Here is a 16,772-nt window from a genome sequence, read left to right as displayed (position 1 = left end):
GCCGACCCTTCGGCGAACCGAGAAAGGACGTCGCATGTCGCCCCGCAGACGCGCGGACCACCTGACGGAGGAACAACTCGGAGAGCTCGGTGCCGCTCTCGCCGAGGGGCGCCGCGCGACCGTCTACCTCGTCGAGGGCATTCCGAGTCTCGGCATCGACCCGGGGACGTCGGCGCGGGTGGTGTCGATCAGCGGCAGCACCGTGATGGTGCGGCCGAAGGGCGTCGACGACGAGTTGCCGTTCGAGACCGACGAACTGCGCGCCACCCGCGAGCCGGCCGGAACGAAGCGCGCGCCGGCGAAGACCACGCGCACGTCCGGTGGTGCGAAGCCCGCTCCGGCGAAGGCAGCTCCCACGAAGGCGGCACCTGTGCAACCCGCGACCCCACGGGCTGCCGCATCCAGGCCTGCTGCACCGAAGCCCGCTCCCCAGAAGTCCGAGAGCCCAGCAGCCGCTGCGGTTCCCCGCGCCCAGGAGAAGAAGCCCGTGACCCAGACGACCTCCGCTTCGTCCGACACTCCCGCCTCCCGGCCGCCGGCACCGGCGAAGCCGAAGGCCCCGGCCCGCAAGGCGAAGAAGGCGCCGTCGATCACGATCACCGTCACGATCGACCCGGAGAACGAGTGGACGGTGGGGGTCGCGCACGGCACCCGCAAGGTCGGCAAGCCCGCGCCGGTCGCGCCCGACGCCGTCGAACGAGCGGTCGAGGAACTCGGCGATCCCACGGCCACCGAGGCCGTCCAGTCGGTGATCGAGGAGGCGCGTCGCGCGGCCGAGGAGCGGGTCGCGCAGCTCAGCCGCGAACTCGAAGAGGCTCGTCAAGCTCTGGAAAGCTTGGGCGCAACCCGGAAATCCGGCGGAAACCTCTAGTACGCTCAGCCCGACGGCTGCCGGACGGCGCAGCGCAGGAGGGCCCCCATGTTCAGAAAACTGGTTGTTGCAATTGCGAGCGCTGTCGCGCTGGTCGGCGCAGGTTCCGGGGTGGCCGTCGCGGCGCCTCCGGTCACCCTCGGCGGCGGTTCGGGCATCACTCTCGGAGACAACGGGCAGGACATCTTCGACTGCACACTCACCACGATCGGCAACGACGCCGCCGGTCGCCTGGTGGGTCTCACCGCCGCGCACTGCGGTTCTCCCGGCATGACGGTGAAGGCCGAATACGACCTCGCTGCCGGTTCGGTGGGGCGCATCGTGTCGACCAACGAGCGGCTCGACTACGCCGTCATCGAGTTCGACCGCAGCAAGGTCGTTCCGGTCAACCGCGTCGGCAACGTGACGATCACCGGTCTCGGCGCCCCCGCGGGTTTCCCGAACATCGCCTGCAAGGAAGGCCGCACCACGGGCAACACCTGCGGCATCGTGTGGGGCGACGTGTTCGGCTCGCAGGAGACGTGGACGCAGGTGTGCGTCATCGAAGGCGACTCGGGTGCACCGCTCGTGGTGGGCACGACGCTCGTCGCGATGGTCAACGCCTACCTGCTCGCGCCGTGCGCCGGCCCCGAGGTCGGAACGAACATCGACGTGATCATGGCCGACATCAACGGTCGGGGCGGGCCGGGCGCAGGTTTCCGTCCGATCTAGCAGCACCCCCGGAGCGGGAGGGTTCACCCGACCCTCATCCGCACACCGCACCGTTCGAAGCGGAACCGACCAGCTTCGTGTACTTCGCCAGTACACCCCGGGTGTAGCGCGGCGGCAGTGGCTCCCAGCCCTGCCGCCGCGTTTCCATGTCCTTCTCGTCGACCAGCACGTCGAGCAGGCCGTTCGAGACGTCGAGACGGATGCGGTCGCCGTCGCGGACGAAGGCGATGGGACCGCCGTCGACAGCCTCCGGGGCGACGTGCCCGACACACAATCCGGTGGTGCCACCGGAGAACCGTCCGTCGGTGAGCAGCAGGACGTCCTTGCCGAGACCGGCGCCCTTGATGGCGCCCGTGATCGCGAGCATTTCGCGCATGCCCGGGCCACCCTTGGGACCTTCGTAGCGGATGACCACCACGTCGCCGGCGGTGATGGTGCCGTCCTCGAGCGCATCCATCGCGGCCCGTTCGCGTTCGAAGACCCGCGCGGTTCCCTCGAAGACCGACTCGTCGAAGCCCGCGGACTTCACCACCGCTCCGCCGGGAGCGAGACTGCCGCGCAGGATCGTGATGCCGCCGGTGGGATGGATGGGGTCGCTCAGGGCGCGCAGCACCTTGCCGTCGGGGTCCGGGGGAGCGATGCCGGAGAGGTTCTCCGCGACCGTCCTCCCGGTGACGGTGAGACAGTCGCCGTGCAGCAGACCCGCGTCGAGCAGCGCCTTCATGATGACCGGGACGCCGCCGATGTGGTCGACGTCCTTCATCACGTGCCGGCCGAACGGTTTGACGTCGGCGAGGTGCGGCACCCGTGCGCCGACCCGGACGAAGTCGTCGAGGCTCAGGTCCACCTGCGCCTCGTGCGCGATCGCGAGCAGGTGGAGCACGGCGTTCGTGGACCCACCGAAGGCCATGACCACCGCGATGGCGTTCTCGAATGCCTCCTTGGTGAGGATGTCGGACGCGGTGATGCCGCGCTTCAGCATCTCGACCACCGCCTGACCGCTGCGCCGGGCGAAACCGTCACGGCGACGATCCGTCGCGGGCGGTGACGCGCTCCCCGGCAGCGACATGCCGAGCGCCTCGGCCGAGGCGGCCATCGTGTTGGCGGTGTACATGCCGCCGCAGGCACCTTCGCCGGGGCAGATGGCGCGTTCGATCGCGTCGAGGTCGGTCTCGGACATCAGGCCCCGCGCGCACGCCCCGACCGCTTCGAAGGCGTCGATGATCGTCACGTCGCGTTCGGTGCCGCCGGACAGTTTCGCGATGCCCGGCAGGATCGACCCGGCGTACAGGAAGACGGCGGCGAGATCGAGGCGGGCGGCAGCCATGAGCATGCCGGGCAGGGACTTGTCGCATCCCGCGAGCAGCACGGAGCCGTCGAGTCGCTCGGCCTGCATCACCGTCTCGACGCTGTCGGCGATGACCTCCCGCGACACCAGGGAGAAGTGCATGCCCTCGTGTCCCATCGAGATCCCGTCGGACACGGAGATGGTGCCGAACTCGAGCGGGTAGCCTCCTGCGGCGTGCACGCCCTCCTTCACCGAGCGCGCGAGTCGTTCGAGCGGGAGGTTGCAGGGCGTGATCTCGTTCCACGACGATGCCACGCCGATCTGCGGCTTGCCCCAGTCGTCGTCGCCCATGCCCACTGCGCGGAGCATGCCGCGCGAGGCGGCCTTCTCCATGCCGTCGGTGACGTCGCGGCTGCGGGGCTTGATGTCGGGTCGGTCCGTCATGACGTCTTCCTGGGGTCGCGGCCGGTGAGGGCGATGAGTCGGTCCTGTGGGGACGCGTCGTCGGGGACCGGGACGGGATCGGCGAACAGACCGCTCGAGGCGAGCATGTCCTTCTGCGGTTCGACATCGGCGAGCACGGCGTCGACGAGTTCGGCGTCGAGGGTCTCGTCGGCTCCGATGGCCCGGGCGAGATCCCAGGTGTGCACGGTGATGTCCGCGATCTGCTGCTTCATGTAGTCGAGGCACGGGACGGTGCCGTAGGACAGGTGGACCTCCTGAGCCGGTGACGCCATCGCCCACGCGGCGGTCGCCTGCTCGGCGAAGCGTGCCCATTCGGCGGCGAGGTCGTCCCCGATCGGTTCGAGCGCGGCCTTCGCGTCGTCGAGGGAACGGCCGGAGAGCAGCGGCTGGATCCAGCGCTGCTCGTCGACCATGTGCCACACCAGGTCGGTGACGTCCCACTCGGTGTCCGGGGTGGGTGCGTGCCAGTCGCGGATCTGCGCGACACGGTCGTCGAACTCGCGACGCGCGGTTCGTTGCAGGGAGAGCCAGTCGGTCGCCATGGATCTCAGCCTAGGGCGCGGGCTGCTCGGATCACGGCGATTTCAACTCCTGCGATCATGCGCGGGATGCGGGACGATCGGGAGTCGCACCGTGTCGTCGTCGAGGAGAAGTACATGCCTGTCCCCACCGTCCAGCTCGCGCCCGGTCTCGTCGTCAGCGCCCAGGGTTACGGCGCGATGTCCGTCGCCCCCGCCTACGGCGAGGTGAATCTCGACGAGGCACTCGCGACCCTGCACCACGCCGTGGATCTGGGCGTCACATTCATCGACACCGCCAACGTCTACGGCGACGGCACCAGCGAGAAGGTGGTCGGCAAGCTGCTCGCCGAGCGGCGGGACGAGGTCCAGCTGGCGACGAAGTTCGGTCTCGTCGGCGCGGTCGGCGGCACGGGCACCGCCAACCGTCGCATCAACGGCCGTCCCGAATACGCGAAGCAGGCCATCGACGAGTCGCTCGGGCGTCTCGGCGTCGACCACGTCGACCTGTACTACCTGCACCGTGTCGATCCCGAGGTGCCGGTGGAGGAGACGGTCGGTGCCCTCGCCGAACTCGTGCAGGCCGGCAAGGTGCGGCACATCGGACTGTCGGAGGCCACGGGCGACGAGCTGCGCCGCGCGCACGCCGTCCACCCGATCGCGGCGATCCAGTCGGAGTGGAGCATCGTCTCGCGCGACGTCGAACGGCACGTGGTGCCCACTGCCGCCGAACTCGGCATCGGCTTCGTGCCCTACTCGCCGGTGAGCCGCGGACTGCTGACCGACGCCTTCGATCCCGGCCAGGTCGCCCGGAACGACCTGCGCAAGCGTTTCCCGCGCTTCGGCGCCGATGCCCTGCCGACCAACCTCGCGGTGCGCGAGGAGGTGCGAGCGGTCGCGAAGGAGGCGGACGCGACCATCGCGCAGATCGCTTTGGCATGGCTGGATGCGAAGGGTCGCGAGTTCGGATTGCCGTCGGTGTCGATCCCCGGCACCCGTTACGCGAGTCGCGTGACGGAGAACGCCGGTGCGCTCGATGTGACGCTCACCGACGAGCAGGTCGCGCGGCTGGATCGTCTCGCCGACAAGGTCGCCGGTCCGCGTGCGGCCGACCCGACGTGGGTGTCGCTCGGCCGTGAGTAATTAGCACCGTTAACAGACCGGCGCGTATCGTCCTTGTGACATGAGGGCATGGCTGGTCTGGGGTATCGGAGTCTTCGCCTACATCGTCGCCGTCCTTCATCGGACGGCGTTCGGTGTCTCCGGACTCGCCGCCACCGAACGCTTCGAGATCTCGCCGTCGGTGCTGTCCGGCTTCGTCGTCCTGCAGCTCATCGTCTATGCGGGGATGCAGATCCCGGCCGGTGTACTGCTCGACAGGTTCGGTTCGCGGCGGATGATCGCGACCGGCGCCGTGATCCTCGCTGTCGGCCAGGCGATCCTCGCCGTCACCGAGTCGCTGCCGGTCGCGTATCTGGCTCGTGTGCTGGTCGGTGTGGGTGACGCCCTGACGTTCATCTCGGTGCTGCGGCTCGTGCCGGTGTGGTTCGCTCCGCGTCGGGTTCCTGTGGTCTCGCAGTTGACGGGCATCTTCGGTCAGCTCGGCCAGGTGCTGTCGGCGGTGCCGTTCGTCCTGCTGCTCACCGGCACCGGATGGACGGCCGCCTACGGCAGCGCTGCGGCGCTCGGCCTGTTCGCGTGCGTCCTCGTGTTCGCGATCGTGCGCGACACCCCGCCCGGTGAGGCGCGGGAGGTCACCGCGTCGGGGCTGCGCGAGGTGATCGGCGGACTCGGCACGGTGTGGCGGCGCCCCGGCACCAAGCTCGGCTTCTTCACCCACATGGGCACGCAATTCTCGGTGACGACCTTCGCGCTCATGTGGGGCGTGCCGTATCTGGTCTCCGCGCAGGGTCTGTCACCCGCGGCGGCCGGTTCGATGCTGACCGTCTCGGTGGTCACGGCCATCTCGGCCGGACCGATCCTCGGCGTGCTGTCGGGACGCTTTCCGACCAGACGCTCGTGGCTCGTGCTCGTGATCATCCTCGCCAGCGCCGTGACGTGGTCGGCGGTGCTCGCCCTGCCCGGGCCCGCACCGCTGTGGCTGCTCGTGGTGCTGGTCGTCGTCATCTCGGTGGGCGGCCCGGGATCGATGATCGGCTTCGACTACGCGCGCACCTTCAATCCGGGGACCGCGCTCGGCACGGCCAACGGCATCGTCAATATCGGTGGCTTCCTCGCGACGCTGCTGGTCGTGCAGACGATGGGCATCGTGCTCGACCGGCTCGGCGGCTACACCTTCGACGCCTTCCGCGTCGCGTGGTTCGCGCAGTACCCGATCTGGGTGATCGCGCTCATCGGCGTGCTCGTGACCCGAGGACGCGCCCGCCGTGAGGCCGGCATCGAAGCCCGGTCGCTGCGGGCCGTCGTGGTCGACAGGCTCGGTCGCGGCAGACGTGAGTCCCGCTGAGTCCCGAAGTGCTATTTAACGATCGCTAGAAGTCCTATCATCGGGCGCTGAACGACCGACAGCGAACCGAGGAGACGACGTGACAGAGACCGGTACCGAAAACGATGTGTTGCTCGAGCGCCACGGCTCCGTCGCGGTCATCCGGCTGAACCGTCCCGCTCGCCTCAACGCGTTCACCGACGACATGGGTGAACGGCTCATCTCCCTCTTCGACGAGACCGATGCCGACGACGACGTGCGGGCGGTCGTGCTCACCGGCACCGGCCGCGGGTTCTGCGCGGGCGCCGACCTCGCGGCCGGTGGCGACACCTTCGTCCTCGGCGAGGACCCCGAAACCGGTGGAACCCCGCCCGACCTCGGTGGTCGCGTCACGCTGCGCATCTACCGGTCGCTCAAGCCGGTGATCGCCGCCATCAACGGCCCGGCTGCGGGCGTGGGCGTCACCATGACCCTCCCGGCGGACATCCGCATCGCCGCCGACACCGCCAAGTTCGGGTTCGTCTTCACCCGCCGCGGCCTGGTCCCGGAGGCCTGCTCCACCTGGTTCCTGCCCCGCGCCGTCGGCATCTCGACCGCCGTCGAATGGACCGTCGGTGGTCGCATGGTGCCGGTCGCGGAAGCGCACGAACGTGGTCTCGTCCGCGAGGTCGTGCCCGCCGACAGGGTGCTGGAGCGTGCCCTCGAGATCGCGGAGGACCTCGTCGCCGGCACCGCGCCCGTCTCCGTCGCGTTGACCCGGCAGTTGATGTGGCGGATGCTCGGTGCGCCCGACCCGGAAGTCGCGCATCGGGCCGAGTCGATCGGTATCCACGTCCGGGGCACCTCCGGCGACGTCCGCGAGGGAGTGGAGTCGTTCCTCGAGAAGCGCGACCCGAAGTTCCCCGATCGGATCTCGGACGGTCTGCCCGACCTGTTCGAGTGAGACGCTCGATGTAACTGCAGGTCGGTATTACTGCAGGTCGAGGAGGTGGGACCCGCCCGTCGTCGTCGAACTGGCAGACTCGATCCCGGAAGTTATCGAGGAGGAATCGAGTGAAGACGACGGTGGGCGAACCCGAACCGGGACTACCGACACCGGACGACGTGCAGGCACCGCTGGTCGCAGTGGAGCATCTCGCGCAGGATCTGCGACGTGCACTCATGGTGTACAAGTTCGGCATCGACGAGATGATGACGAAGATCAACATCCTGCGCGAGGAGTTCACCTACGCCCGCGAGTACAACCCGATCGAGCACGTGAAGTCGCGGTTGAAGAGCCCCGAGTCGATCCTCGCCAAGGCGGAACGGAAGGGTGCGCCCGCCTCGCTCGACGGCATCCGCGAGGCCGTCCGTGACATCGCCGGCATCCGCATCACGTGCAGCTTCACGTCGGACGTCTACCGGATCATCGACATGATCACGAGCCAGCTCGACGTGACGGTCGTCGAGATCGAGGACTACATCGCCCGCCCGAAACCCAACGGGTACAGCAGCGTGCACGTCATCATTCAGATTCCGGTGTACATGTCCGACCGGGTCGAGCGTGTCTACGTCGAACTGCAGATCCGCACCGTCGCGATGGACTTCTGGGCGAGCCTGGAGCACAAGATCTACTACAAACACGACCGCGAGGTTCCGGACGAACTGCGCGAGGAACTCCGCCTCGCCGCGGAGACGGCGCGCGATCTGGACCTGCGGATGGAAGCACTGCACCGCCGCGTCCACGGACCGAACAACGGAAACTGACCGAGGTACGCAACGTGGGGTGAAGGTTCGCAACGTGGTCGGTCACTGTCGGCGTTGCGGGCCCACCACCGGTGTTGCGTACCCATCACCATTCCCACTGTTGACGCGGAATCTTCCGCGCGATGCGTAAGCGTTCCCGCACCGGGAGGGGACGAAGGAGTTCTGGGGCCTCGGGTGTCGTGACGATATGGCGACCGTCGGGACACCGATGGAGACGGTCGAGGAGTCCGACCAGCGCGTTGGGCTCGCTCACGAGAACGTACGCCGGCACGGTGAACGAATCCGGCTTGTCGTGCGCCACGCGAGGCGGAGTCGGTTCGTAGCCGGATACGTGGAGACGGATGAGTGGATTGTGCGTAGACCCCCCGCGGCCCGAGACGGTGTAGACATCGGCAGCCACTTCCTGGATCTCGTCCCATCGAACGAACACGTCCGAAACGCCACGCCGCACGAGCCATGTCGTGCGACGACGGATACCGTCGGCATGGATACGGGTAAATCCCCGGGGGTGGATCAAGAAGGGTAGAGCGCACACCGCCACGGTTGCACATGTCGTCCATGCGATGAACGAGCCGGAGTAGGGGAGCTCGTGTCTCGCAAGAAGCATCGCTCCGTCCGGTCGGTTCGACGCACGAATCATGAAAGCGCCCAATATTGTGATGCAGGAGAACACGACGGACAGCTGAACGGGAAGTATCCTCACGTAAGGAATCTCGATGCCGGGGCCGTGAAGGTCGTCTCGGCACTGCCGGATCCTCGGATGCAAACCGAATCGGTGGAAACCGCCCCGCTCGAACATTCCCGCCGCAACGATAGTCATCATTACGGTCAGGGAAAGCGCCAGGGCAGTCGCTCCGAGATCGTCCGCTCGCCAGTCGTCCACTGTCCAGAACAGTGCGACGAGGCTGAATCCAGTGCAGAACACACCGGCACAGAACGAAGCCGGACGGAAACGTTGTGGCCAAGTAGGTGCTGAATCCTTCCCGGAAGAGGGAATTTCGATGAACTCGCTCACCGGATTCTCAGTCCCTCATGGATTCCATGCAGATGAGCGATAAGAGACTCGGCGCTGTCGAAACGTGCGGTTGCCGTCAGTTGCGTCAGGTAGCGGTCGTACTCGTGGTCGATCACGAGATATCGCGTCACAGCGGTGTACTCGACGTCGTCCACTCGATAGGAGCCTCGGACGATCACCGATCGATGTCCATGGAAGTCGGATGTGTCGCGGAATGATTCCTTCCACTCGGGCAGTCCACGAGCTTCCTGCCCGGCGACCTCCAGTAGTTCGTCCGTCGGCCGCCATTTCGACAGTGCGCCGTGGAGGAGGACGGCGTTGGGCACCCAATCGTCCGCGACGTGCTCGGGAGCCACGAGAACCGTATGTGCGTGCGGAAAGACATCGCGGGGGAGTGTGATCCAGCCTTCCGGCGCCTGGAGGTCCGGTTGCGGGTGCCGCGGATCGCAGGGGTTCAATTCGACTTCGTGTGCTGCGAGGTAGTCGGAGAGCGCCGTCTGAAGCGAAGCGTTCATCGAGACGCCTCCTGGTGGCGTGCCATCCGGAATCGCTCTCGTAATGGCGGTGGTCTGAGAAGTTCGGCCGCGTCTTCCCGAGCGAGGAGCGTGCGGTCGTTCGGGCGTTCGCTCATCCGTCGGATCAGGGTCAAGAGGGTGTTGGGTTCGGCGATGAGCCAAGTGCAGACGATGGCGAGGGTGTGTTCTTCGTCGTGGGGGATGCGCGCTTCAGGGGGAATCCGTCCGGTCGTGTGGATGTGGATCATCGGAGTGCGGACGTCGCCGGATCCGGAACGGGTCACGATATCCGTTCCGATGATGCTTTCGATAGCGTCCCAACGCGCGAACTGCACGGTGGCATTGTTTCGTCGGAGCTTGCGAGAGCGTACGACTCTTTCGATTCCTTGCGGGTACAACCCCACTGTTGTCGGGAGCCGGAACCATGCGAACACTGCCGACGCGATCAGGGCGACGACCCCACCCACGAACATGAAGATTGCAGTGGCGTGAGGGTCGCGACCGTGAGACAACTCGGATTTGTCGGTGATGTAGATGTTCAGTGCCGCTACGGCCAGGCATCCGAGCCCCGCCACGACGAGCAGGACCATGAAGATAGTTAGAGGCGTAAGTCCTCCAGGGACAACGATTCCCGTGCCATGTTCCGGATGCCTGTAACTTCTGATGCGTGGGGAATACAGGACATGTCGAATCCCTCCGAGTCTGACACACATCACGCCCATGAGCAGCATTGCTGCTCCGTACAACAGCGAACCGATCGTGGATACCAATTCCTCGTGACGGATATTCGCAGAACTGTCAACCAGACTCCACGTAGCGAAGACCAGAACGCATACCCCCGCTATGCACCATCCGATTCGAAGACGTTGTGGCCAACAGGGCGCGTCGGGGGAACTATCGGCACGAACGTGATTCCGGTCTTCCGGTGTGCCTTCGGTCGTCACCACAACTCCTGGATCCTCTTGGATGTGTACCACGTGGCAAAGCCCCCGAATACAAGGCCGATAGCGAAGCCGGCGGCGGTGCCGACCCCTGGAACGACCGAGCCGGTCGCAGCGCCGATAGCTGCGGTAGTTCCCTTCGACGCCAGGAATGCACCGACCATGCCGACAACGGTTCCGGCGCTCTCGGACACCACCGCCTCGGTGGGATCCATGCCTCCCTTGATGTCGTTGACGATCGCAGGAACGGTGCCTACTGCAGCGGCAGCCGGGTTCGTGCCACGCGCGATGTTGCGTGCGACATCGTCACCCGAGGCCACCGCCGCGTCGGTCAGGATTTCCTTGGTAGCTCCGGACATTGCGCCGATGGTCGACGCTGCGATGGTCGATGGCCAGTCCGGCCACCAGGAGAACTCGCCGTCCTCCGTCTGCACGACCTTCCCGGGCACCGCGGCATCCCGGGCTGCTTCGAGTACCGCAACGGCAGCGGTGATGCGATCGGCAGTTTCCGTCGCGGCTCGCGACGCCTGTTCGAGAGCGCCGGTGACCGCGTGGGTCAGTTCCGCTGCTTCGTGTTCGAGGCGAACGCGAGCCTCGGCGACGGCTTCGGCCGGCAGCATCGCCGAGAGGATGCGGATCTGGTCGGAGGGGTCGACGGTGCCGTCGTCGTGCACGGTGAACCCGGACTGTTCGGCGCTGGTCACCACCGACACGAGGTGCAGGCGGGCGCCTTCGACGAGCCACGCGCCGGTGCGGTACGCCTCCGCGACCTGCAGTAGTGCTTCGGCGATGGCGCTGCCCAGCGAGCGTTCGCGGACCACTCGCGTGGCGGCGGCACGTGCGGCGTCGCCGGACCATCGCTCGGCGAGCACATCCTGCTCGGTGAGCAGACCTTTCATGCGGTCGTCGAGTTTGTCGACGAGCACGTCGAGGTGGTCGGCAGTGACTCGCAGAGCGTCGGGATTCCAGGACCGGACCGCAGCGACTCCCGGTCTCATTCGTGCGGATCCATTGCGGAGAGTGCAGCCACGAAGTCCGTCTCGGCGACGGCGTAGTCGTTCTTGGCGCCGTCGGTGATGTCGACGATCTCGCGCAGGCGACTGCACACGTTGTTCAGTGCCTGATCGGTGGCGGTGAATGCTCGTGCACAGACGGCCGCGAATTCTGTTCCGGGAAGCGCTGGTTGCGACACGGCATACGGTTCGCCGACGTCCCAGTCGTCGATCGCGTCGGCGGTGTCCGCCACGAAGGCTGCGAATGTGCGCAGCGCTTCAGGATCCACGTGCAACGTCACGACTGCCCCCCGACAGAATCCCCCGATACGTCCGGGTCGGGACGATAGCAGAAGGCGACAGACATCGGTCGTACACGAGGTACGCAACACGTGATGAAGGTTCGCAACGCCGGCAGTTACCGGCAGTGTTGCGAACCCGGAACTGTTGTTGCGTACCTCCCGGCTGTTCCGGATACGCAGACGCCCCCGCCGTTCCGAGAAGGAACGGCAGGGGCGTCCGAGTGAGGCCTACTTGTAGCTGTAGAAGCCCTCGCCGGTCTTGCGACCCAGGCGACCCGCGTCGACCATGCGACGCAGCAGTGCCGGGGGTGCGTAGTGCGGCTCGGCGAACTCGTCGTACAGCGACTGCGCGGCGTTGAGGGTGATGTCGAGGCCGACGGTGTCGATGAGGGTCAGCGGACCCATCGGGTAGCCGCAGCCACCCTTCATCGCGGCGTCGATGTCTTCCTTCGTCGCGTATCCCGACTCGAGCATGCGCACTGCCGAGCACAGGTACGGGATGAGTAGGGCGTTGACGATGAAGCCCGCGCGGTCGCCCGCGCGCACGGCCGTCTTGCCGAGGGTGTTCTTCGCGTAGTCGAACACCGTGTCGGCGGTGGCCTCGTCGGTGGTGAGCGCCGAGATGATCTCGACGAGCGGCATCACCGGCACCGGGTTGAAGAAGTGCACGCCCACGACCTTGCCGGGCCGCTGCGTCGCCTGCGCCATCTTGATGACGGGGATCGACGACGTGTTGGTGGCGAGGATGCCTTCGGGCTTCACGATCTTGTCGAGCTCGGAGAAGATCTCCACCTTGAGCGACTCGATCTCGGGTGCGGCCTCGACGACGAGGTCGCGGTCGGCGAACTCGTTCAGGTCGAGGGTGACGCGGATCCGTCCGAGGATCGCGTCGGCGTCCTCCTGCGTGATCTTGCCGGACTTGACGCCGCGTCCGATCGACTTCTCGAGACGCTCGCGCGCCGCGGCGGCGAACTCCTCGGTGGTCTCCTTGACGAGGACGTCGCTACCGGCCTTGGCGCACACCTCGGCGATACCGGCACCCATGGTGCCGCCGCCGATCACGCCTACCTTTTCCACTGCCACTGCGGTAACTCCTGATCGCTGTGATGTTCCGGGGGTAACCTACGCGACCGGTGTCAGCGCAGCAGAGCGCGCGACATGACGACGCGCTGGATCTGGTTGGTGCCCTCGTAGATTTGCGTGATCTTGGCGTCGCGCATCATGCGCTCGACCGGGAAGTCGGTGGTGTAGCCGGCGCCACCGAACAGCTGCACGGCGTCGGTGGTGACCTCCATGGCGACGTCCGACGCGAAGCACTTCGCGGCGGCCGAGATGAAGCCGAGGTTGGGCTCGCCGCGCTCGGCGCGAGCAGCGGAGGTGTAGACCATCAGGCGTGCGGCCTCGACCTTCATCGCCATGTCGGCGAGCATGAACTGCACACCCTGGTTGTCGGAGATCGGGCGGCCGAACTGCTTGCGGTCCTTGACGTAGGCGGTCGCCGCGTCGAGGGCACCCTGGGCGAGGCCGACGGCCTGCGCACCGATGGTGGGGCGGGTGTGGTCGAGGGTCGCGAGAGCGGTCTTGAAGCCGGTGCCCGGCTCGCCGACGATGCGGTCGCCGGGGATGCGGCAGTTCTCGAAGTACAGCTCGGCGGTGGGGGAGCCCTTGATGCCGAGCTTCTTCTCCTTCGGTCCGACGACGAAGCCCTCGTCGTCCTTGTGGACCATGAAGGAGGAGATGCCATTGGCACCCTTCTCGGGGTCGGTGACGGCCATGACGGTGTACCAGGTGGACTTACCACCGTTGGTGATCCAGCACTTGGAGCCGTTGAGGATCCAGTCGTCGCCGTCGGCCTTGGCGCGGGTGCGCATGGAGGCGGCGTCGGAGCCGGCCTCGCGCTCGGACAGCGCGTAGGAGGCCATCGCACCGTTGACGATGTCGGGGAGGACCTTGGCCTTGAGCTCGTCGGAGCCGCGGAGGATCAGGCCCATGGTGCCGAGCTTGTTGACGGCGGGGATCAGCGAGGAGGAGCCACATACTCGGGCGACCTCTTCGATCACGATGCAGGCGGCGATCGAGTCGGCGCCCTGGCCTTCGAACTGCTCGGGCACATGGATGGCGTTGAAGCCCGACTTGTTGAGGGCGTCGAGGGCTTCCTGCGGGAAGCGGGAGTTCTCGTCGACGTCCTTGGCGTAGGGCGCGATCTCCTTCTCGGCGAGCGCGCGGATGGCCTCGCGCAGAGCGTCGTGCTCTTCGGAGAGCTTGAACAGGTCGAAGTCGGGATTGAGGGCCATGACGGCGGACTCCTAACGGCACGCGGTGCCAGATTTGCGAGCGTAGCTCCCTCGAGCATAGCGAGGCGAGGGTTCGCGACGTGACGGAATGAGTCGATTGTAACCACGGCACTCAGTGCCAGGTCAACGGTGCTGACGTGCACCTTCGAGCTGGAGCCGAACCTGCTCGGCGATCTCGGCCGGTGTCAGATGAGCCGGATAGGTCACCACCGCGACCGCAGGCGGGGCCGGCGCGGCCTTCCCGTTCGTCGCGCCCTCGGGCACCGGAACCACCCCGTACGTGCGGCGGAGCTCGAGCAGCTCCTGTTCGAGGCGTTCGGCGGTGGCGGTCTCGTCGCCGCGGATCATCGCGCGCAGCACGAAGTTGTGGGTGGCGGTCATCGCCGCCGCGAAGCTGACGGTGCGCACCGGCTTCTCCGTCGGGACGGCGGCGCGCAGGAAGTCGGTGAACAACCGCTCGTAGCGGTAGGTGGTGACGAGTTCGCGCTCCCGCAGTGCGGGCACCCGCTGCACCACCCGATACCGCCACACCGCCAGCTCGCGCCGGTCACGGAAGTGCCCGAAGACGAGCTTGGCCCCCTCACAGGCCGCCGCCCACGGATCGTCGAAATCCTGCGAGAGGTATTCGGCGACCTGCTCGAGCAGCGACTCGTGATCGGCGAAGATCACGTCCTCCTTCGACCGGAACTGCCGGAAGAAGGTCCGCCGCGACACCCCGGCGGCCGCGGCGATCTGCTCGACGGTGGTCGACTCGTAGCCGAACTCCGAGAACAGGCGGATCGCCTGCGTGACGACATGCACCCGGAACTGGGCGGGATCGGGTCCCGTCGAGTCGAGGCGACGGGTGCTGTTACCGGTACCGGATGTCATGGCGTCGAGTATCCAATGCAGTCGTGAGGGGTCGGCTCACCCCTCGGCGGCTTCGGCCGATCGCAGCTCGAACTTCAGGATCTTCCCGGTCGAGGTGCGAGGCAGCTCCAGTGGGAAGACGATGTCGCGCGGCACCTTGTATCCGGCGAGCAGCGTGCGGGTGTAGTCGATGATCTCCTCGGCCGTGACCGATTCGCCCTTCTTCAGGATCACGAACGCCTTGGGACGTTCACCCCATTTCTCGTCCGGAACGCCGACGACCGCGACGTCGAGCACCGCCGGGTGGCTGACGATCGCCTGCTCGACCTCCACGGTCGAGATGTTCTCGCCGCCGGAGATGATGATGTCCTTCGCACGGTCCTTGAGCTGGATGTATCCGTCGGGGTACATCACGCCGAGGTCGCCGGTGTGGAACCAGCCGCCGCGGAACGCCTCCTCGGTCGCATCCGGGTCCTTGTAGTAACCGAGCATGACGTTGTTGCCGCGCAGCACGATTTCACCCATGGTCTCGCCGTCGGCGGGCACGTCGTTCATGTCCTCGTCGACGACCCGCGCGGTCTCGGCCTGCAACATGCCGACGCCCTGACGGGAGAGCAGCGCGGCACGTTCGTCGGCGGGCTTGTCGTCCCAGCTGTCCTGGTACTCGCAGATCGTGTACGGGCCGTACACCTCGGTGAGTCCGTAGACGTGGACGACCGTGATGCCGATCTGCTCGAGCTGGGCGATCACCGTCGGTGACGGCGGCGCACCGGCCGTGGTGATCCGCAGTGGACGGTCGAGGGGATGGGCCTGCTCGGCGTTCGCGATGGTCGAGCACACCGCGGGCGCACCGCACAGGTTGGTGACTCCGAGGTTGTCGATGGCATCCCAGATCGCGTCGGCCCGCACCGCCCGCAGGCAGATGTGGGTGCCCGCCGCAGCGGTCACCGCCCACGGCGTGCACCAGCCGTTGCAGTGGAACATCGGCAGCGTCCACAGATACTTGCTCTGCCCGTCGAAGCTGTTGTGGAAGGTCTCGCCCAGCGAGTTCAGGTACGCGCCCCGGTGGGTGTACATCACGCCCTTGGGCTTGCCGGTCGTGCCCGAGGTGTAGTTGAGGGTGATGACGCCGAGCTCGTCGTCGACGCTCCACGGCAGCGGTGTCGCATCGAGCGAGTCGGCCTGCGCGAGGAACTCGTCGTACCGGGCGGTGGCCACCCCGGCGGGTACCTCGGGAGCCGGCACGGTGGAGTCGGGGACCTCGATGATCTCGGTGACGCCGGGAACGTTGTCGCGGACGTTCGCGACCGATCCGAGCAATTCGGAGTCGACGAACAGCAGCTTCGTCTCGGAGTGGTCGAGGATGTACTCGAGTTCCGGCCCGGCCAGTCGCGAGTTCAGCGCGACGAGCACACCGCCCGCGAGCGGAACCGCGAAATGCGCAATGAGCATCTCGGGCACGTTCGGGGTCAGGTACGCGATCTTGTCGCCCGGCTCGATACGGCTGCGCAGCACGCGCGCGAGCCGCTGCGTCTCGTCGGCGAACTCGGCGTAGGTGTACGTGCGGTCGCCGTGGATGATCGCGGTGCGATCCGGGAACACCGCCGCGGACCGTTCGAGGAAGCGCAGCGGGCTCATCTGGCTGTAGTTCGCGGCTCCGGTCGAGCCGGGACGGACGGGGGCGATGGACACGGATACCTCCGGGGGTGGCCTACTCGGATTCCGGCGTCTTCTGTGATCGTCGCAACACCAGACGATGTGCAGGTTACGAATCGTGGAACTGGCCCCTCTACCCTCGAAAGTGGGTGTTCGGAGGGAA

At 66.8% G+C, this 16,772-nt stretch carries 17 protein-coding genes; 6 read left to right on the top strand and 11 right to left on the bottom strand.

Annotated elements, in window-relative coordinates:
* The first annotated feature begins 34 nt into the window (after nucleotides 1–34).
* Nucleotides 35–871, top strand: a complete 837-nt coding sequence (locus U9J23_RS21720; protein ID WP_272265783.1) for a DUF6319 family protein — start codon at nucleotides 35–37, stop codon at nucleotides 869–871.
* A gap of 48 nt (nucleotides 872–919) precedes the next feature.
* The gene (locus U9J23_RS21715; RefSeq protein WP_006550994.1) at nucleotides 920–1,582 is read left to right on the top strand and encodes a hypothetical protein; all 663 of its coding nucleotides are present in this window, start codon (nucleotides 920–922) and stop codon (nucleotides 1,580–1,582) included.
* A 34-nt stretch (nucleotides 1,583–1,616) separates the two neighbouring features.
* On the opposite strand, the gene ilvD is transcribed toward U9J23_RS21715, so the two are convergent.
* Both ilvD and U9J23_RS21705 read right to left on the bottom strand, forming a co-directional pair.
* Nucleotides 1,617–3,314, bottom strand: coding sequence for a dihydroxy-acid dehydratase (ilvD, locus tag U9J23_RS21710; protein ID WP_326600385.1), 1,698 nt, complete (start codon nucleotides 3,312–3,314; stop codon nucleotides 1,617–1,619).
* A complete protein-coding gene (locus U9J23_RS21705; protein ID WP_059382852.1) occupies nucleotides 3,311–3,877 on the bottom strand; it encodes a TIGR03086 family metal-binding protein in 567 nt (188 codons plus the stop codon). Before U9J23_RS21705 ends, ilvD begins: the two co-directional genes overlap by 4 nt.
* A 114-nt stretch (nucleotides 3,878–3,991) precedes the next feature.
* Between U9J23_RS21705 and U9J23_RS21700 the strand changes: the two genes are divergently transcribed.
* From U9J23_RS21700 to U9J23_RS21685, 4 genes are all read left to right on the top strand, one after another.
* On the top strand, nucleotides 3,992–4,996 hold the full coding sequence (locus U9J23_RS21700; RefSeq protein ID WP_059382866.1) for an aldo/keto reductase: 1,005 nt from the start codon (nucleotides 3,992–3,994) through the stop codon (nucleotides 4,994–4,996).
* A 40-nt stretch (nucleotides 4,997–5,036) separates the two neighbouring features.
* Nucleotides 5,037–6,320: an MFS transporter gene (locus tag U9J23_RS21695; RefSeq protein ID WP_194699294.1), complete on the top strand. Its 1,284-nt coding sequence runs from the start codon at nucleotides 5,037–5,039 to the stop codon at nucleotides 6,318–6,320.
* 79 nt (nucleotides 6,321–6,399) lie between these two features.
* Nucleotides 6,400–7,242: an enoyl-CoA hydratase-related protein gene (locus tag U9J23_RS21690; protein ID WP_059382854.1), complete on the top strand. Its 843-nt coding sequence runs from the start codon at nucleotides 6,400–6,402 to the stop codon at nucleotides 7,240–7,242.
* A gap of 110 nt (nucleotides 7,243–7,352) precedes the next feature.
* Complete coding sequence (locus U9J23_RS21685) at nucleotides 7,353–8,045, top strand: GTP pyrophosphokinase (RefSeq protein WP_085470138.1); 693 nt, start codon at nucleotides 7,353–7,355, stop codon at nucleotides 8,043–8,045.
* Between the two features lie 85 nt (nucleotides 8,046–8,130).
* On the opposite strand, the gene U9J23_RS21680 is transcribed toward U9J23_RS21685, so the two are convergent.
* The 9 genes from U9J23_RS21680 to U9J23_RS21640 all read right to left on the bottom strand — a co-directional run bounded on the left by U9J23_RS21680 (nucleotide 8,131) and on the right by U9J23_RS21640 (nucleotide 16,591).
* Nucleotides 8,131–9,060, bottom strand: coding sequence for a hypothetical protein (locus tag U9J23_RS21680; RefSeq protein WP_326600378.1), 930 nt, complete (start codon nucleotides 9,058–9,060; stop codon nucleotides 8,131–8,133).
* Complete coding sequence (locus U9J23_RS21675; protein ID WP_326600376.1) at nucleotides 9,057–9,575, bottom strand: LpqN/LpqT family lipoprotein; 519 nt, start codon at nucleotides 9,573–9,575, stop codon at nucleotides 9,057–9,059. The genes U9J23_RS21680 and U9J23_RS21675 overlap by 4 nt, the downstream gene beginning before the upstream one ends.
* Nucleotides 9,572–10,165 carry a hypothetical protein gene (locus U9J23_RS21670; RefSeq protein WP_228525409.1) on the bottom strand — a complete coding sequence of 198 codons (594 nt, stop codon included), beginning with the start codon at nucleotides 10,163–10,165 and terminating at the stop codon, nucleotides 9,572–9,574. Before U9J23_RS21670 ends, U9J23_RS21675 begins: the two co-directional genes overlap by 4 nt.
* Before the next feature lie 350 nt (nucleotides 10,166–10,515).
* Nucleotides 10,516–11,514 (bottom strand): hypothetical protein, encoded by a 999-nt coding sequence (locus U9J23_RS21665; RefSeq protein WP_194699295.1) that lies wholly within the window; start codon nucleotides 11,512–11,514, stop codon nucleotides 10,516–10,518.
* The gene (locus U9J23_RS21660) at nucleotides 11,511–11,810 is read right to left on the bottom strand and encodes a hypothetical protein (RefSeq protein WP_226950013.1); all 300 of its coding nucleotides are present in this window, start codon (nucleotides 11,808–11,810) and stop codon (nucleotides 11,511–11,513) included. The genes U9J23_RS21665 and U9J23_RS21660 overlap by 4 nt, the downstream gene beginning before the upstream one ends.
* Nucleotides 11,811–12,038: 228 nt before the next feature.
* Nucleotides 12,039–12,887, bottom strand: a complete 849-nt coding sequence (locus tag U9J23_RS21655) for a 3-hydroxybutyryl-CoA dehydrogenase (protein ID WP_085470141.1) — start codon at nucleotides 12,885–12,887, stop codon at nucleotides 12,039–12,041.
* 59 nt (nucleotides 12,888–12,946) lie between these two features.
* Nucleotides 12,947–14,104 carry an acyl-CoA dehydrogenase gene (locus U9J23_RS21650; protein WP_006553691.1) on the bottom strand — a complete coding sequence of 386 codons (1,158 nt, stop codon included), beginning with the start codon at nucleotides 14,102–14,104 and terminating at the stop codon, nucleotides 12,947–12,949.
* Between the two features lie 123 nt (nucleotides 14,105–14,227).
* Nucleotides 14,228–14,974, bottom strand: coding sequence for a TetR family transcriptional regulator (locus U9J23_RS21645; RefSeq protein WP_059384691.1), 747 nt, complete (start codon nucleotides 14,972–14,974; stop codon nucleotides 14,228–14,230).
* 36 nt (nucleotides 14,975–15,010) lie between these two features.
* Nucleotides 15,011–16,591, bottom strand: a complete 1,581-nt coding sequence (locus tag U9J23_RS21640; protein WP_420826448.1) for an acyl--CoA ligase family protein — start codon at nucleotides 16,589–16,591, stop codon at nucleotides 15,011–15,013.
* Between the last annotated feature and the right edge of the window lie 181 nt (nucleotides 16,592–16,772).

Origin of the sequence: Rhodococcus sp. PD04 (genome assembly GCF_035918275.1) — a bacterium.
Taxonomy (GTDB): domain Bacteria; phylum Actinomycetota; class Actinomycetes; order Mycobacteriales; family Mycobacteriaceae; genus Rhodococcus; species Rhodococcus rhodochrous.
The sequence above is the reverse complement of the archived record's forward strand: the minus strand, read 5'-3'. Positions and strand labels throughout refer to the sequence as shown.

What these genes read in the sequence shown, in the direction of transcription:
- U9J23_RS21720 (WP_272265783.1), top strand. Translation starts at nt 35, where the DNA reads ATGTCGCCCCGCAGACGCGCGGACCACCTGACGGAGGAACAACTCGGA.
- U9J23_RS21715 (WP_006550994.1), top strand. Translation starts at nt 920, where the DNA reads ATGTTCAGAAAACTGGTTGTTGCAATTGCGAGCGCTGTCGCGCTGGTC.
- ilvD (WP_326600385.1), bottom strand. Translation starts at nt 3,314, where the DNA reads ATGACGGACCGACCCGACATCAAGCCCCGCAGCCGCGACGTCACCGAC.
- U9J23_RS21705 (WP_059382852.1), bottom strand. Translation starts at nt 3,877, where the DNA reads ATGGCGACCGACTGGCTCTCCCTGCAACGAACCGCGCGTCGCGAGTTC.
- U9J23_RS21700 (WP_059382866.1), top strand. Translation starts at nt 3,992, where the DNA reads ATGCCTGTCCCCACCGTCCAGCTCGCGCCCGGTCTCGTCGTCAGCGCC.
- U9J23_RS21695 (WP_194699294.1), top strand. Translation starts at nt 5,037, where the DNA reads ATGAGGGCATGGCTGGTCTGGGGTATCGGAGTCTTCGCCTACATCGTC.
- U9J23_RS21675 (WP_326600376.1), bottom strand. Translation starts at nt 9,575, where the DNA reads ATGAACGCTTCGCTTCAGACGGCGCTCTCCGACTACCTCGCAGCACAC.
- U9J23_RS21670 (WP_228525409.1), bottom strand. Translation starts at nt 10,165, where the DNA reads ATGGTCCTGCTCGTCGTGGCGGGGCTCGGATGCCTGGCCGTAGCGGCA.
- U9J23_RS21665 (WP_194699295.1), bottom strand. Translation starts at nt 11,514, where the DNA reads ATGAGACCGGGAGTCGCTGCGGTCCGGTCCTGGAATCCCGACGCTCTG.
- U9J23_RS21650 (WP_006553691.1), bottom strand. Translation starts at nt 14,104, where the DNA reads ATGGCCCTCAATCCCGACTTCGACCTGTTCAAGCTCTCCGAAGAGCAC.
- U9J23_RS21645 (WP_059384691.1), bottom strand. Translation starts at nt 14,974, where the DNA reads ATGACATCCGGTACCGGTAACAGCACCCGTCGCCTCGACTCGACGGGA.
- U9J23_RS21640 (WP_420826448.1), bottom strand. Translation starts at nt 16,591, where the DNA reads ATGAGCCCGCTGCGCTTCCTCGAACGGTCCGCGGCGGTGTTCCCGGAT.